The 13786-nt window shown below is 68.3% G+C and carries 14 protein-coding genes; 6 read left to right on the top strand and 8 right to left on the bottom strand.

Annotation, left to right across the window (positions count from 1 at the left end):
* Positions 1 to 71: 71 nt before the first annotated feature.
* The gene (locus AC5RVV_RS08520) at positions 72 to 860 is read right to left on the bottom strand and encodes an IclR family transcriptional regulator (RefSeq protein ID WP_494000893.1); all 789 of its coding nucleotides are present in this window, start codon (positions 858 to 860) and stop codon (positions 72 to 74) included.
* 57 nt (positions 861 to 917) lie between these two features.
* Complete coding sequence (locus tag AC5RVV_RS08515) at positions 918 to 1544, bottom strand: cob(I)yrinic acid a,c-diamide adenosyltransferase (protein ID WP_494000892.1); 627 nt, start codon at positions 1542 to 1544, stop codon at positions 918 to 920.
* Positions 1545 to 1641: 97 nt separating this feature from the next.
* On the opposite strand from AC5RVV_RS08515, the gene AC5RVV_RS08510 reads away from it, so the two are divergent.
* The 3 genes from AC5RVV_RS08510 (at position 1642) to AC5RVV_RS08500 (ending at position 4284) form a co-directional block, all read left to right on the top strand.
* Positions 1642 to 3405 carry a BCCT family transporter gene (locus tag AC5RVV_RS08510; RefSeq protein WP_494000891.1) on the top strand — a complete coding sequence of 588 codons (1764 nt, stop codon included), beginning with the start codon at positions 1642 to 1644 and terminating at the stop codon, positions 3403 to 3405.
* An 84-nt stretch (positions 3406 to 3489) separates the two neighbouring features.
* Positions 3490 to 4041, top strand: coding sequence for an acyl-CoA thioesterase (locus AC5RVV_RS08505; protein ID WP_494000890.1), 552 nt, complete (start codon positions 3490 to 3492; stop codon positions 4039 to 4041).
* Positions 4042 to 4095: 54 nt separating this feature from the next.
* Positions 4096 to 4284 carry a DUF1918 domain-containing protein gene (locus AC5RVV_RS08500; protein ID WP_494000889.1) on the top strand — a complete coding sequence of 63 codons (189 nt, stop codon included), beginning with the start codon at positions 4096 to 4098 and terminating at the stop codon, positions 4282 to 4284.
* A 48-nt stretch (positions 4285 to 4332) separates the two neighbouring features.
* Here the strand turns inward: AC5RVV_RS08500 and AC5RVV_RS08495 are convergent, their stop codons facing one another.
* A complete protein-coding gene (locus tag AC5RVV_RS08495; RefSeq protein ID WP_494000888.1) occupies positions 4333 to 4977 on the bottom strand; it encodes a class I SAM-dependent methyltransferase in 645 nt (214 codons plus the stop codon).
* A 161-nt stretch (positions 4978 to 5138) separates the two neighbouring features.
* Here AC5RVV_RS08495 and AC5RVV_RS08490 point away from each other — a divergent pair, with 161 nt between their 5' ends.
* Positions 5139 to 6125 (top strand): LLM class flavin-dependent oxidoreductase, encoded by a 987-nt coding sequence (locus AC5RVV_RS08490; protein WP_494000887.1) that lies wholly within the window; start codon positions 5139 to 5141, stop codon positions 6123 to 6125.
* A gap of 15 nt (positions 6126 to 6140) precedes the next feature.
* Here AC5RVV_RS08490 and AC5RVV_RS08485 read toward each other — a convergent pair whose 3' ends face one another.
* Both AC5RVV_RS08485 and AC5RVV_RS08480 read right to left on the bottom strand, forming a co-directional pair.
* Positions 6141 to 7229 (bottom strand): class I SAM-dependent methyltransferase, encoded by a 1089-nt coding sequence (locus AC5RVV_RS08485; protein ID WP_494000886.1) that lies wholly within the window; start codon positions 7227 to 7229, stop codon positions 6141 to 6143.
* A gap of 208 nt (positions 7230 to 7437) precedes the next feature.
* Positions 7438 to 9072: a LuxR C-terminal-related transcriptional regulator gene (locus AC5RVV_RS08480; RefSeq protein ID WP_494000885.1), complete on the bottom strand. Its 1635-nt coding sequence runs from the start codon at positions 9070 to 9072 to the stop codon at positions 7438 to 7440.
* Positions 9073 to 9225: 153 nt separating this feature from the next.
* Here AC5RVV_RS08480 and AC5RVV_RS08475 point away from each other — a divergent pair, with 153 nt between their 5' ends.
* Both AC5RVV_RS08475 and AC5RVV_RS08470 read left to right on the top strand, forming a co-directional pair.
* Entirely contained in the window at positions 9226 to 9828 is a 603-nt protein-coding gene (locus tag AC5RVV_RS08475; protein ID WP_494000884.1) for a biotin transporter BioY, read from the top strand.
* Positions 9829 to 10219: 391 nt separating this feature from the next.
* Positions 10220 to 10882, top strand: coding sequence for a uracil-DNA glycosylase (locus AC5RVV_RS08470; RefSeq protein WP_494000883.1), 663 nt, complete (start codon positions 10220 to 10222; stop codon positions 10880 to 10882).
* A gap of 184 nt (positions 10883 to 11066) precedes the next feature.
* On the opposite strand, the gene AC5RVV_RS08465 is transcribed toward AC5RVV_RS08470, so the two are convergent.
* From AC5RVV_RS08465 to AC5RVV_RS08455, 3 genes are read right to left on the bottom strand one after another with little or no spacing between them, the layout of a single operon-like run.
* Positions 11067 to 12257, bottom strand: a complete 1191-nt coding sequence (locus AC5RVV_RS08465) for an acetyl-CoA acetyltransferase (protein WP_494000882.1) — start codon at positions 12255 to 12257, stop codon at positions 11067 to 11069.
* Entirely contained in the window at positions 12257 to 12967 is a 711-nt protein-coding gene (locus AC5RVV_RS08460) for a CoA transferase subunit B (protein WP_493978990.1), read from the bottom strand. Before AC5RVV_RS08460 ends, AC5RVV_RS08465 begins: the two co-directional genes overlap by 1 nt.
* Before the next feature lie 25 nt (positions 12968 to 12992).
* Positions 12993 to 13709 carry a CoA transferase subunit A gene (locus tag AC5RVV_RS08455; protein ID WP_494000881.1) on the bottom strand — a complete coding sequence of 239 codons (717 nt, stop codon included), beginning with the start codon at positions 13707 to 13709 and terminating at the stop codon, positions 12993 to 12995.
* Positions 13710 to 13786: the final 77 nt, after the last annotated feature.

Here is a 13786-nt window from a genome sequence, read left to right as displayed (position 1 = left end):
AGGCACCGCCGCCAAGCGCCGCCCACAGGCCCCGCCCACAGGCCCCGCGCGCAGGCACCGCCGTCGGGCTCTTAGCGCGAGGCGCTTTCGGCGATCCGCTCCGCCGCGCGGCGCAGCAGCGGGAGGTGGCTGGCGATGGCCGTCTCCAACGTGTCGGGGGTGGCCAGCATATTGACGCCGACGGCGGCGAGCACCGTGCCGCCGCTGTCCCTCACGGGCACGGACAGCGTGCGGTGGCCCTGCTGCAGTTCGCTGTTGTTGACCGCGTAGCCCTGCCGCCGGACCTGCTCGATCTCCTGGCGGAAACGCCAGGTGCTGTCGATGGTCTGCTCGGTCAGCCTGCTGAGGCCGCCGTCGACGGCGGACCGGAGGCCGTCCTCGGACAGCCCGGCCACCAGCACCTTGCCCATCGACGAGGCGTGCGCCGGAATCTTGGCGCCGACGGTCAGCCCCGCGCGGATCATGCGCGGCACGCGGGTGGCCGCGATGCAGATGACGTCGCCGCCGGCCAGCACGCCCGCCGTGCACGGTTCGTTGAATTCCCCGGTCAGCCACTGAACCGCCCCGCGGGAGGCCCGGACGAGCGGAGAGCCCGCGACGTAGCCGTGGCCCAACTCCAGAGCCTGATGGGCCAGCGAGAACAGGTCATCCCGGCAGCGCACATAGCCAAGGCTGACCAGCGTCCGGAGCACCCGCGCGGTAGCCGCACGGTTCAGGCCGGCGCGGGCGGCAACCTCGGCCGCCCGCATCTGCGGATGACCGTCATCGAAGACGCTTAACACCGAGAGGCCGCGCGCCAGGGTGCGTGCGGACGGCTCTGTCATGGCCCTGGTCACGGGCGCGTCGGAGGTGATGCTCATCACCGTCGAGGATACCCGGCGGGCCGCCGGATCGTGACGGCGGTTGCCTGCGCAGCGCTACTCGGTGGTGCCGGATTGGTCCTCGAGGACGCCGCGGACGGAGGACTCGGGAACCCACATCACGTCCCCGTGCTCGGCGTTGGCCACCCGGGCCATCACGAAGAGCAGCCCGGAGAGCCGGTTGAGGTAGCGGCCGGTCTCGGAATTCACCACGTCGCCGTACTCATCCAGGGCCGCCCAGACCACGCGTTCGGCGCGGCGCACCGCCGTGCGGGCCTGGTACAGCAGCGCAGCGGAGAGGGTTCCGCCCGGCAGCAGCATGCCGCTGAGGTCCTTGGCTTCCTGCCTGAAGTGTTCGATGGCGCGTTCCAGCCGCTCCACATGCTCGGGGATGATGCGGGCGTCCGCCGCCTGATTGCCGCGATACGGCACCAGCAGGTCGGCCATCAGGTCGAACAAGTCGTTTTGGACGCTGACCAGCATGGCGCTGACCTCCGGGGACACACCCCCGCTCGCCATGGCCACGGCCACAGCGGCGTTGGCGGCATCCACTTCGGCATGCGCGACCACCCTCGGGTCGTTCTTGGACACCTCGCCGTGGCTGCCGAAGGCGGTGTACCCGGTGTCGCCATAGTGGTCCATCCGGGTCTGATCATCGCTTTGAAAGTCGCCATCTCCACTCATGCCTGCCATCATACTGACGGGACGTTTGACATCGAAGAGCCGCAGCAAGCCCGGAGCGCCGCACGCGTACAGCCGGTGACAACAGTGAGGATCAGTGATGAGCAGCGAATTTACCGGCCCCTTGCCGACTGTCTCCCGGGATACGGGTGATGACGGGCAGCGGGGCTGGAATACCGTCGACAAGACGGTTTTCTTCGTTTCAGGCAGCATTATTGTTGCCATCTGCCTGCTGGGTGTTTTCTTTACCCAGCAGGTGACCGAAGTAACCGGATCAATTCTCGGCTGGGTGACCAACTCCTTCGGTTGGTTGTTCATCCTCGGCGCCACCGGCTTCGTAATCTTTTCGCTGGTGCTGGCCTTCGGCCGGTATGGCAACATTCCGCTCGCGCAGGAGGGCGAAACCACCGAATTCTCCACGTTGTCGTGGATTGCCATGATGTTCAGCGCCGGCATGGGCATCGGCCTGATGTTCTTCGGCGTCTACGAACCGGTCACTCATCTTGCCTCGCCGCCGCCCTTCGTGGATGCCGCTCCGGGATCCCCCGAGGCCGCGAACAGCGCGATGGCCTACACGCTCTTCCACTGGGGTCTGCACCCGTGGGCCATCTACTCGGTGGTTGGCCTGGCCCTGGCCTATTCGACGTACCGGATGGGCCGCGGCAACCTGATGAGTTCGCCCTTCCAGGCGATCTTCGGCAAGGAGCGGATTGAGGAAAAGGGCTGGGGCAAGCCGATCGACATCCTGGCGATCATCTGTACGAAATTCGGTTCAGCGACCTCGCTGGGCCTGGGGGCGCTGCAGATTGCCGCCGGATTGGCACTGCTGCGGACCGGCCGGTTCGAGGAGAACCCCGGCGTCGTGGCTCCGATCCTGATCATCTGCGTGCTGACCGTGGGTGTGGTGATTTCGGCGGCCAGCGGCGTTGCCCGCGGCATCAAGTGGCTGAGCAACACGAACATGGTGCTGGCCGCGGTGCTGCTGGTGTTCGTCTTCGTGGTGGGTCCCACCGTCTTCATCCTGGATCTGGTCCCCGCCGCGATCGGCGACTACCTGGCCAACATCGTCCCCATGAGCTTCCACTCGGCCGTCTTCGGCGGCACCGAGTGGCTGGCCAACTGGACCATCTTCTACTGGGCGTGGTGGATCTCCTGGACCCCCTTCGTGGGCACGTTCATCGCCAAGATCTCCCGCGGGCGGACCATCAAGGAATTCGTCCTGGGCGTGCTGCTGGTCCCCACCGCCGTGAGCGTGGTCTGGTTCTCGGTGTTCGGCGGTGCGGGCATCCACCTCCAGCTGGGCGGTGAAGATATTGCCGGGACCGGAGACGAGGCGGCCGGTTTCTTCGCAACCCTGCAAAACTATCCGTTCTTTTTCGGCGCGGCCATCGTGGTGATGGTGCTGACGGCGGTGTTTTTCGTCAGCGGCGCCGACGCCGGCGCCGTCGTGCTGGGAACGCTTTCCTCCCGCGGCCGAAAGGAGCCGTGGAAGCCGCTGGTCATCCTCTGGGGCGTTCTCACCGGTACCGTCGCGGCCGTGCTGCTGTTCGTCGGGGGGCTCGACGCGCTGCAGACGTTCACCATCCTGGCGTCAACGCCCTTCGTGCTGATCATGGTGGGGCTTTGCCTCTCGCTGTACGTGGACTTGCGCCGGGATCCGCTGCGGCAGCGGCGCATGGGCCCGGTGCGCGGAGCCGTCAGCGTCCCCAGCACCGTGCCGTTCGCGGTGCCGGTGACGTCCGAGACGCCGGTCGTCCAGCCTGGCCAAGCCGGGCGCATCAACGGCTCCGGCGGCCCCGACCATCCCGCGGGGGGACTGCCGGAGGACCTCGGGGACGGCAAAAAACACGGACACCACGCGTAGCGGGACTAGCTGGAAGGTGGCGGGACCGGCGCGGCTTAGCCGGTCCCGCCCGCCCGGCAAGTTACCTCCGGGTAACATGGCGGCATGCACCTGATCTTCCGCACCCTCCTGCTGCTGCTGACGGCCCGCCGCCGTCCTGCCCTGGACATATGGGATTCGTCCACGCTGTCCCTGCGCGTGCTGCCCACCGACATCGACATCGCCATGCACGTCAACAACGGGATGTATTTCTCGCTGATGGACCTCGGCCGCTTCGAGCTGATGGTGCGCGCCGGCGTGTGGGACACCTTCCGCCGCAAGGGCTGGTCGCCGGTGGTCGGCGCGGAAACCATTTCCTTCCGTAAATCGCTCACACTCGGCCAGCAATACAGCATCGAAACCCGGATCATCGGATTTGACGACCGCGCCATCTTCTTCGAGCAGCGCATGGTGGCCGACGGCGAGATCCATGCCCGCGCCTACATCGCCACCCGGCTGGTTTCCAAGCAGGGACCGGTCTCCAATGAGGAGATCTTCGCCGCCGTCGGCCAGCGGCCGCCGGCGGACCTGGTTTTGCCCGAATGGCTGCACGAGTGGCGGGAGAACAACGCCCTGCCCAGCACCCGCCGGCCCGCCCCGCACCGCTGGGTGCGCTGACTCTGGTCGGCCGCAGCCCGTTCCCCTAGGCTATGGGAAAGGAGGTGAGCGGTCATGATCGCAGCACCCGGAGACCGCATCGTCATCAGGGGCAGGACGGTGGACTCGGCTGACCGGCACGGCGAAGTCATCGAGGTCAGGGGCGACGGCGGAGCCCCGCCCTACTACGTGAGGTTCGACGACGGCCATGAGAGTGTCGTCTTCCCCGGCACGGACTGCAGCATCGAGCACGCTGCCGGGTAAGAAGCCGCTGCCGGGTCAGAAGCCCGCTGCAGGTCAGGCCCGAGCCGGCTAAACGGCCAGCCGGCGGGCGCGCAGGACGCTGTCCGTGATCGTGGCGGTCTGCCCGTCCGGGCCCGTGACCTCGCGGGGGACGGAGTCGAGCGTGTCGAGGGCCCAGTCCGGGGAACCTAGTCCGAGTGCATCGGCCAGCTCCCCGGCCGTGGGCAGAGGTTCCTCGGGTTCCGGATGTCCCGACCAGGGCGGAAACGATTCGTGGCCGACAACCAGCAACGTGCCGCCGGGTGCTACCGCGCGGGCCGCCGTGGTGAGAATGGCGTTCCGCGGCAGCTCGACCGGCGAGTGCAGGAATTGGGCGCAGACCAGATCGTAGCTTTCCTGCGGTTCCCAGCGGGCCAGGTCCTGTTGGAGCCACCGGATGCTGTCCGCAACACCGGCTTCGTCTGCGTGTTTGGCCGCCCGTTGCAGCGCGAGCCCGGACATGTCGAGGCCGGTGACCGTCCACCCCTTGCCGGCGAGCCAGATGGCGTCTGCGCCCTCGCCGCAACCCAGCTCCAGGGCGGTGCCGGACGGCAGGCCGGAGACCTCGCGGACCAGCATGGCGTTCGGCCGGCCGCTCCACACCTGGTCCCTTTGGCTGTAAAAGGACTCCCAGAACTGGTCGGGCTCTTCCCTACGGTTGTGATGATGCTCCATGCCTGCAGACTCTACGCCCGCGAGGTGACGGCGGCGACGGCCCGGCAGCCGGCCCCCACTGCCGGGAAGGGAAGAAATAAAGACGGGCACCGCCGTCGTTGTGCAGGATGTGTGCCCGCGGCAACCACCCCGGGCGTCCCGCGACGAAAGGCCCCGCCGACGTGAACGTACCTCTGTCCATCCTTGACCTGGCAACCATCGGCACGAACGAAACCGTGGGTGAAAGCCTGGCCGGCAGTGTGTCCCTGGCGCAGCGGGCGGAGGAACTGGGCTACCGGCGGGTGTGGTACGCCGAACACCACAACATGGCGTCGATCGCGTCCTCGGCCACCAGCGTGCTGATTGCCCACGTGGCGGCGCACACCAACAGCATCCGCCTGGGCGCCGGCGGCATCATGCTTCCGAACCATGCCCCGCTGACCATCGCCGAGCAGTTCGGCACGCTGGAGGCGCTCCATCCTGGACGGATCGATCTTGGCCTGGGCCGCGCGCCGGGCAGCGATCAGAACACCTTGCGGGCGCTGCGCCGCGATCCGATGAGCGCCGAATCCTTCCCACAGGACGTGCTGGAGCTGCAGGGCTACCTGACCGGACAGTCGCGCATCAAGGGCGTGGATGCGACACCGGGCAAGGGCACCAACGTGCCGCTGTACATCCTGGGCTCCTCGCTGTTTGGCGCGAAGCTGGCCGCGGCGCTGGGGCTACCGTACTCGTTTGCCTCGCACTTCGCGCCCAATGCGCTGCAGGACGCCGTGTCCGTCTACCGCCGCGAGTTCCAGCCGTCGGAGCAACTCGCCGAACCGTACGTGATCGCCGGTGTGAACGCCATCGCCGCGGACAGCAACGAGGAAGCGCAGGAGCAGTTCCGGGTTGTCCGGCGCAGCCGCGTCTCGCTGCTGTTCGGCCGCGACCGGACCTTTACCGACGAGGAAGCGGATCTCATCCTGGACTCGCCGCAGGGCCAGCACGTGGAGCAGATGGTCAAGTACTCGGCCGTCGGGACGCGCGAGGCGGTGGCGGAGTACCTGGAAGGCTTCGCCAAGCATGCCGGCGCCGACGAGCTGATTGTGGCGTTCCAGGCGCCGACCGTCGCGCAGCGGCTGCGCGCGCTGGAGCTGACGGCCCAGGCCGCCGGGCTGGCCGCTTGAGCCGCCGTCGTTTGGTTACCGCTTGGCCGCGATGTAGTAGGCGTTGAACGGGTCCTGCTCGACGTCCTTGACGACCGTCCCGGAAAAGCCCGCATCCGCCAGCATGGACAGGGCAAGCTGCTGGCCCCATGCGGTGCCGAGTCCCGCGCCCCCCTGGCCCAGCGAAACGCTCATGCAGTGCATCACCGAAATGGTGTAGAGGAAGCCCGCCCAGGGCAGCGACACGTTGTCCTCCACGTTGCTGGAGGCCCTCATGTCCACCATGAGGAAGGTTCCGCCGGACCGCAGGGCCGCGTGGATCTCGCCGAGCACGCGCGCCGGCTGGGCCTGGTCGTGGATGGTGTCGAAAGCGGTGACCAGGTCGAACCGTCCCGGTTCCTTCAGCTCGGCGACGTCCCGGACCTCGAACGAGGCATTGTGCAGGCCCATGCGCGCCGCTTCCTGCCGTGCCCGGGCGATTCCCTCCGGCGAGAAGTCGTAGCCGGTGAACCGGCTGGCGGGAAACGCCTGCGCCATCAGGTTGATGGCGTGCCCGCTGCCGCAGCCGACGTCGGCCACGTCGATGCCCCGGCGCAGGCGTTCGACCAACCCGTCGGCCAGCGGCAGGATCTCCTCGATCAGTCCGGCGTCGAAAACCGCCGAGCTTTCCTCCGACATCAGCTGGTGGAAGCGCGGATAATCGGCGTAGGACAGCCCGCCGCCCTGGCGGAATGCGGCGACGACCCCCTCCTCCACGCCGCCGAGCAGCGGGATGTACTGAAGCAGCCGCGCCAAGTTGTCCGGGCCGGCCGCCCTGGTCAGCGAGGCGGCGTGTTCGGCCGGCAGCCGGTAAGTGCGCGCAACCGGGTCGTACACCACCACTTGCGACGCGGCCAGGCCGTTGAGCCATTCGCGCACGTAGCGCTCGTCCAGCTCCGCGGCGTCCGCGATCTGCTGGCTGGTGGCCGGCGGCAACGCCGCCAGGGTGTCGAACAGCCCGGTCTGGTGACCGATGCTGGCCAGCATGGCCAAGGCGCCGTCGTTCAGGATGGTCAGGCAGCGCTGCGCGAAGGCTTCGGCGGTCTCGGTATCGAACTGTCCGGCAGCTTCCTGGATGGTGGTCATGGCTTCTCCCGTGGTCTGGAAGCAGGCACCTGTTGCCTGCTTCAATCCCACGGTAGGGAGCCGGCGGCACCGGCAACATCGGGCAAGTTCTGTGGGTTCGGGCGGCGCGGATGGGGCAAAAGATGCAGGCGTCAGGCTCGGGCCAACCATGCGGGCGTCAGTGCCTGCCTACGTGGCAGGCGTCAGGGTCCAGCCAACGGTGCAGGTGTCAGCGCCGGGTCAAGGGAGCGGTGATGCCGTGCTCGTGGGCCCACGCGGCGGCCGCGGTGCGGGACGAGACACCGATCTTGAGGAAAATGTTGGCCAGATGCCTGCCGACCGTCTTCTGGCTGATGAACAGTGCGGCTGCCGTTTCCTTGTTCGTGGCACCGCGGGCGATGCAGGCAAGTACCTCCGCTTCCCGATCCGTCAGGCCGCCCGGGGACTTTTGGCCGTCCAGGCGGCGCACATCCGGCTCCGCCCCGAGCTCCCGGTAGATGGCCACGGCCGTCGCCTCTTCCGACGCCGCGGTCTCCGGCTGGCCCAGCTCGCGGTGCACGGCCGCGAGCAGTTCGTACACCCGCGCGGTGTCGTGCCGGTGATGCAGGGAACGATAACCCTGCAGCGCGGACCTCAGCACGGGGAGGGCCTGCGCGGCCTGGCCGCCGGAAAACAGCAGGACCCCGCGGGCATGCCGTGCCCAGGCCAGGAAACCGGGGCTGCTGAAGTCACCGGCAGATTGCTCCAGTTCGCGGCAGTATTCCTCGGCTTCCGCCGTCAACTTCAGCTGCACGGCGAGTTCTACCGCGGGGAGCAGCATTTGTGCCCGGGTCAGCCGATCGTCGGACTCCAGCGCTGCCGACAGGCCGGCCCACGCGGCGTCGAGATGTCCGCGCGCGGCCAGCAGTTTGGCCTCGCCGGGCTGTGGCTCAACACCCAAGTCCCGCGCCCTGGCGTAGGAGTCGGTGGCGCCCTGCAGGTCGCCGCGCAGCCGGCGCAGCTCGCCGAGTTGGTAGTACCCTTCACCGGCGGCCCACACGTTTCGGTCCGCCAGTTCCGAGCTGCTTTGGGCGATCTCGCGTTCCACTCCGTCCCAATTGCCTTCTATGCTGCGGATTTGGAGCCGGTGGATGTGGCACACGCCGGAAAAGACCATGCCGCCCGCCAATTGCTCGCACCAGCGCTCGGTAGCTTCGGTCCATGCCCGCATCCGCGGCAGGTCGGCCAGCTGGTAGCAGGCGTGGAGTACCGTGCAATAGATGTCTCCCGACCAGGTTGGGGGCACCTGCCCGGCGAGGACCGGGAGCATCGCCTCGTCCAAGGCCGCGAAGCCCGAGGCCGTCCGCCCGGCCCGCAGATCGGCCAAACCTGTCAGGGTGAGGCTGAAGGAATGCAGCACGGGCGCGTTGAACCTCCGCCCCATCTGTTGCAGCTCCTCGGCGGCGGCCAAGGCCGGCTCCGGGTCTTCGGCAAACAGCAGCGCGTTGACGGTGTCCAGATACAGCAGGTAACCGTGGACCGGGCTCTGCGGGGCATCCAGCAGCATGCGCCTGGCGCGGTTGATCCAGCCGGAGGCGATCATCAGGTCCCCGCGCAGCGTCCACAGCAGTCCCAGATCCAGGGCCTTCATGGCGGCAGCGAGTTTTTCGCCGTCGTTCTCGTAGCGGTGGAAGACTTCCTCGGAGTCCATTACCGATTCGCGAACATCCCCCACCCACCAGGCGGCGTCGCCCAGCCGGGCCAGATCCTCCACGTCCAGTGGCGAGAGGCTGCGGGCCTGCTCGAATCCGTCATAGGCTGGGCGCCATTCCCCGCGCGCGTAGGCATCGCGTGCAGTAGCCAGCAGTGTTTCGATTGGCTCCATAGCGCTCCTGCATTTCAGGGTAGTCCTCCCGCAGCCGGCAGGGAACTGCGTAATCATCGCCATAATCGGGTTTGCAGCGGAGGGCTGCCGGTACAGTGGTGCCGAAACCGGACCACAGTTTCCGCAAGGAAATGTCCCCAAGAAGGAGCAAACATGAGTTCAGCCGCCGTTGCGCGACAGGGTGTCCTGGCCGACGCCCTGGTCCCCAGCACCGCCTTGGCCAACACCGCGCTGGTTGTGGGCGGGGCAGGCCTGACCGCCGTCATGGCGCAGCTGGCCGTGCCGCTGTGGCCGGTCCCGATCACCGGCCAGACCCTGGCCGTCCTGCTGGTCGGCAGCACGCTGGGCCCGGTCCGCGGCATGCTGTCGATGGCACTGTACTGGGTGGCCGGCGTGGCCGGCATGCCGGTGTTCAGCGACGCCTCCTCCGGCCTGGCCGCCGCCGTTGGCCCGACCGGCGGCTACCTGGTGGGCTTCATCGCCGCCGCGGGGCTGACCGGCTGGCTGGCCAAGCGCAACTGGGACAAAAAGTTCCTGGGCGCCACCGTTTCATTCTTGGCGGGCACCGTGATCACCTTCGTCTTCGGCATGGCCTGGCTGGCCATTTCCCTGGGCGCCGACCTGCAGCAGACGCTCGAGTGGGGCCTGTACCCGTTCATCATCGGCGGCATCGTGAAGTCGCTGATCGCGGCAGCCGCCATGCCGGCAGCGTGGAAGCTGGCGGCCCGACTGCCCAAGGACTCCGCCCGCGCCTAGCGGCTGGGTGGCTAAGCGCCTGGGCGGCGGGCGGCGGGCTTTCGCGCCCGCTGCAGCCTGACAACTTCACAGCGCGACGCCGGTGCCCGGGTGGGGATTCTTCCTCGCCCGGGCACCGGCGTCGTTGTCTGTGGTGTCGGCCGGCGGGCCGGGTGACGCCGGTTGTCTCTCTCCCACGCCTGGTCCCACCAGCGTTCACCGACATGATTCCCATGCGCACTCGACACGCATTCCCCCGCACTGGGACACGTATTCTCCTGCGCATTCGAGTGGTGAGAAGATGCAGCGAACAGGGCCGTTTCGCTGCATCTTCCCGCCACTGGATGGTGAGCGATCCGGGTTCGCAGGTTCAGGTTCCACCGTCGCCGCGCTGATCGCTTAGGTTGGGATGGTGACGGCGCAGCAGGAAATCAGGGACTTTGTGGTGCGGCTGGGGGAGTTCGAGACGGGCCCGGCGAGCCGCAACTTCTTCTCGTCATCCGTGCCGGCGAACGCAGCGCGCCGGCACAACATCGCCAGGTACCTGGAACAGATGCTGGAACGCCGGCCCAAGGTCCTGCTGGTCGGGGAGGCGCCCGGGTACCGCGGCATGACGGTGACCGGAGTCCCCTTCACCAACAAGGCGCTGATTTCAGGCCGTGACCCGTTCGGCATGTTCGGCCCGGGCAACGGTTACGTGGTTCCGCCGGAGGTCCTGACCGTGCCGGCGGAGCCGACGGCAACGGTGATGTGGAACGTGCTGGCCGATCTGGACTTCCTGCCATTGCTCTGGAGCGCGTACCCGTTCCACCCGCACCAGCCCGGACGGCCGCACTCCAACCGGACGCCCTCGAGCGCCGAAATCCGGGCCGGCTTGCCGCTCTGGCAGGAATTGGCCCGCATTTTCGGCATCGACACGGTCGTTGCCGTGGGGAACATAGGGCACCGCAGCGTCGCGGCGGCCGGGCTCAACGTGCCGAAGGTCCGCCACCCGGCCCACGGCGGCAGGGAGCTGTTCCGCCGGGGGCTGCAGGAGTTGCTGGAGGCCGGCATCAACCACGGCGCGGCGACGTAGGTCACTATGATCATCCGGGGGCCTGCCCGACGTCAGGTCGGCCCGGCGGCAAGGCTGCACGGCCGCTTTCCGAACGCGGTCTCCGGCACCGGGAGCCACGGGGGCCGGAAAGCAAACCAGCCAGGGGCGCGAACGGGCACCCGGCCGGTCGCCGGGCGCCCGTTGCCGCCAACCCAGAGAGGGACTACACCGCCTCGAGCACGCTGACGTAGTTGGCGATCGCCAGGCCGCCCATGTTGTGCACGGCCGCCCGCCGGGCGCCGGCCAACTGCATGTCGCCGGCAGTGCCGGACAGCTGCATGGCGGCCACCACGTGCTGCGAGACGCCGGTGGCGCCGACCGGGTGGCCCTTGGCCTTCAGCCCGCCGGACAGGTTCACCGGCAGCTTGCCGTCCCGGTACACCCAGCCTTCCTCGATGGCGCGGCGGCCCTCGCCGGCCGGGGTCAGCCCCATGACCTCATACATGATCAGCTCGGCGATGGTGAAGCAGTCGTGCACCTCCGCCAGGTCCAGGTCCTCCAGCCCCACCCCGGCCATATCCAGGGCGCGCTGCCAGGCGGCGCGGCTGCCGGCGAAGGCGGTGGGATCGCGCTTTTCGGCCGGCATGAAGTCGTTCGCGTGGCCGAACCCTGCCAGCCGGACTGCAGCCGCCGCGGCACCGGAACGCGGCGACTCGGTGCTGAGCACCACGGCGGCGGCACCGTCCGAGACCGGAGAGCAGTCCGTGCGGCGCAGCGGCTCGGCGACCACGGGGTTCTTGTCCGAGACCGTCCGGCAAAACTCCTCACCGAGATCCTTGCGCAGCTGCGCGTAGGGGTTGGCCACACCGTTGCGGTGGTTCTTCGCGGCAATCGAGCCGAGGACGTCGCCCACCTCGCCGTAGCGCTTCTGGTAGTGCTTGGCGGTCTCGGCAAACAGGCCGGCAAACCCGGTGGAGCTCGGCTTGCCGGCGGCCTCGTAGTCGGCGCCCAGCAGGGCAGCGCCCACCACGTCGGCGCCGGCATGGGTCATCTTCTCGGCGCCGATCACCAGCACGTTGTGCGCCGTGCCGGCCAGCAGCGACTTGGCACCCTGCTGAACGGCCGCCGAACCGGACGCGCAGGCGTTCTCCACCCGGGTTGCCGGCACGTTCGCCAGATCGTCGGAGACCTGCAGGGCCAGCGAGGACGCAAAGCCCAGCGGCACCATGCCGGAGTTGAACTGGCCCAGGTAGATCTCGTCGATCTGCCCCGGCTCCAACCCGGCGTTGGCGATGGCCTCCCGGGCCACCCCGACAATCAGCGATTCCAGCGTCTCGTCGGCCAGCTTGCCGAAGGGGGAGTGCCCCCAGCCGGTCAGCAGGATGTCCCGGCCGAAATGTTGCTTCAGGCTCATCAGTGAGTTCCTTCCAGCGCTGTTTCCCGTGCGCCGGCCGGTTCGGCGGCGGCTTCGTCCAGTTCAGGGGCGACGGCGAAGTCCGGCTCGGTCTTCTCCCGCACCTCGGCCACGGTGACGCCCGGCGCCAGGCGGACCAGCCGCAGCGGGAGGGCACCGCCGTCGTCGTCAATGTCGAAGACGGCGAGGTCCGTGATGATCCGGTTGACCACCTTCACTCCGGTCAGCGGCAGCGAGCATTCGTTGACGATCTTGGGCGTGCCGTCCTTGGCGACATGCTCGGTGAGCACCACCACGCGCGGGGTGCCCGCGACCAGGTCCATGGCGCCGCCCATGCCCTTGACCATCTTCCCCGGGATGGTCCAGTTGGCCAGGTCGCCCGCGGCGGAGACCTGCATGGCGCCCAGGACGGCGGTCTTCACGTGGCCGCCGCGGATCATGCCGAAACTGGTGGCCGAGTCGAAGATGGAACCGCCGGGCAGCACCGTCACGGTCTGCTTGCCGGCGTTGATCAGATCCGCGTCCTCATCGCCCTCGTACGGGAACGGGCCCATCCCCAGCAGGCCGTTTTCGCTCTGCAGCACCACCCGCACGCCGTCCGGCAGGTTGTTGGCCACCAGCGTGGGGATGCCGATGCCCAGGTTGACGTAGTCTCCGTCGTTCAGTTCGGCGGCCGCGATGGCCGCCATCTCGTCTCGTGTCCAAGCCATGATGTGCTCCTTCTGGTCTTAAATTTCAGGCGCCGACGGCGGCGGGGCGGGGGCGGACGGTACGCTGCTCGATGTCCTTGGCGCGGTCCGAGGCCTGCACGAGGCGCTGGACATACACGCCCGGGGTGACGATGTGGTTCGGGTCCAGCGCACCCGGCTCCACGATCACCTCGGCCTCGGCGATGGTGACGCGGCCGGCCGTGGCCACCACCGGGTTGAAGTTGCGGGCGGTGTAGCGGTAGACCAGGTTGCCGTCCGTGTCGGCGGTGTGGGCGTGGACGAGGGACAGGTCAGCTACGATCCCGCGCTCCTGCACGTAAAGCTCGCCGTCGAACTCCTCGTGCGGCTTGCCTTCGGCGATCACCGTGCCCACCCCGGTCTTGGTGTAGAAGGCCGCGATGCCCGCGCCGCCGGCGCGGAGGCGCTCGGCGAGCGTGCCCTGCGGGTTGAACTCGACCTCCAGCGTGCCGGCCAGGAACTGCTGGGCGAACAGCTTGTTCTCGCCCACGTAGGAGGCCAGCACCTTGCGGACCTGCCCGGCCTCGATCAGCACGCCCAGACCCTTGCCGTCGACGCCCATGTTGTTGGAGACCACCGTCAGGTCCTTGACGCCGGAATCGCGCACCGGGTCGATCAGGTCCGCGGGGATGCCGGAGAGCCCGAATCCTCCCACCGCAATGGTCATGCCGTCATGCAGCACGCCTGCCAGAGCGGCGGCGGGTCCTGCGGTCAGTTTGGACATATGCTTCCTCCTCGTTGAGTGCCGTCCGCAGCCACTCGTCCTGACCTGGCGCGGAACTTGTCCATCTTGTGGACAGC

Source organism: Arthrobacter sp. MDT2-34-1, assembly GCF_059091365.1.
This window is presented reverse-complemented; position numbering and strand designations above follow the sequence as displayed.

Bases quoted from the DNA above. Each gene is read 5' to 3' on its own strand.
- AC5RVV_RS08520 (WP_494000893.1), bottom strand. From the start codon at position 860: ATGAGCATCACCTCCGACGCGCCCGTGACCAGGGCCATGACAGAGCCG.
- AC5RVV_RS08515 (WP_494000892.1), bottom strand. From the start codon at position 1,544: ATGAGTGGAGATGGCGACTTTCAAAGCGATGATCAGACCCGGATGGAC.
- AC5RVV_RS08510 (WP_494000891.1), top strand. From the start codon at position 1,642: ATGAGCAGCGAATTTACCGGCCCCTTGCCGACTGTCTCCCGGGATACG.
- AC5RVV_RS08505 (WP_494000890.1), top strand. From the start codon at position 3,490: ATGCACCTGATCTTCCGCACCCTCCTGCTGCTGCTGACGGCCCGCCGC.
- AC5RVV_RS08500 (WP_494000889.1), top strand. From the start codon at position 4,096: ATGATCGCAGCACCCGGAGACCGCATCGTCATCAGGGGCAGGACGGTG.
- AC5RVV_RS08495 (WP_494000888.1), bottom strand. From the start codon at position 4,977: ATGGAGCATCATCACAACCGTAGGGAAGAGCCCGACCAGTTCTGGGAG.
- AC5RVV_RS08485 (WP_494000886.1), bottom strand. From the start codon at position 7,229: ATGACCACCATCCAGGAAGCTGCCGGACAGTTCGATACCGAGACCGCC.
- AC5RVV_RS08480 (WP_494000885.1), bottom strand. From the start codon at position 9,072: ATGGAGCCAATCGAAACACTGCTGGCTACTGCACGCGATGCCTACGCG.
- AC5RVV_RS08475 (WP_494000884.1), top strand. From the start codon at position 9,226: ATGAGTTCAGCCGCCGTTGCGCGACAGGGTGTCCTGGCCGACGCCCTG.
- AC5RVV_RS08465 (WP_494000882.1), bottom strand. From the start codon at position 12,257: ATGAGCCTGAAGCAACATTTCGGCCGGGACATCCTGCTGACCGGCTGG.
- AC5RVV_RS08460 (WP_493978990.1), bottom strand. From the start codon at position 12,967: ATGGCTTGGACACGAGACGAGATGGCGGCCATCGCGGCCGCCGAACTG.
- AC5RVV_RS08455 (WP_494000881.1), bottom strand. From the start codon at position 13,709: ATGTCCAAACTGACCGCAGGACCCGCCGCCGCTCTGGCAGGCGTGCTG.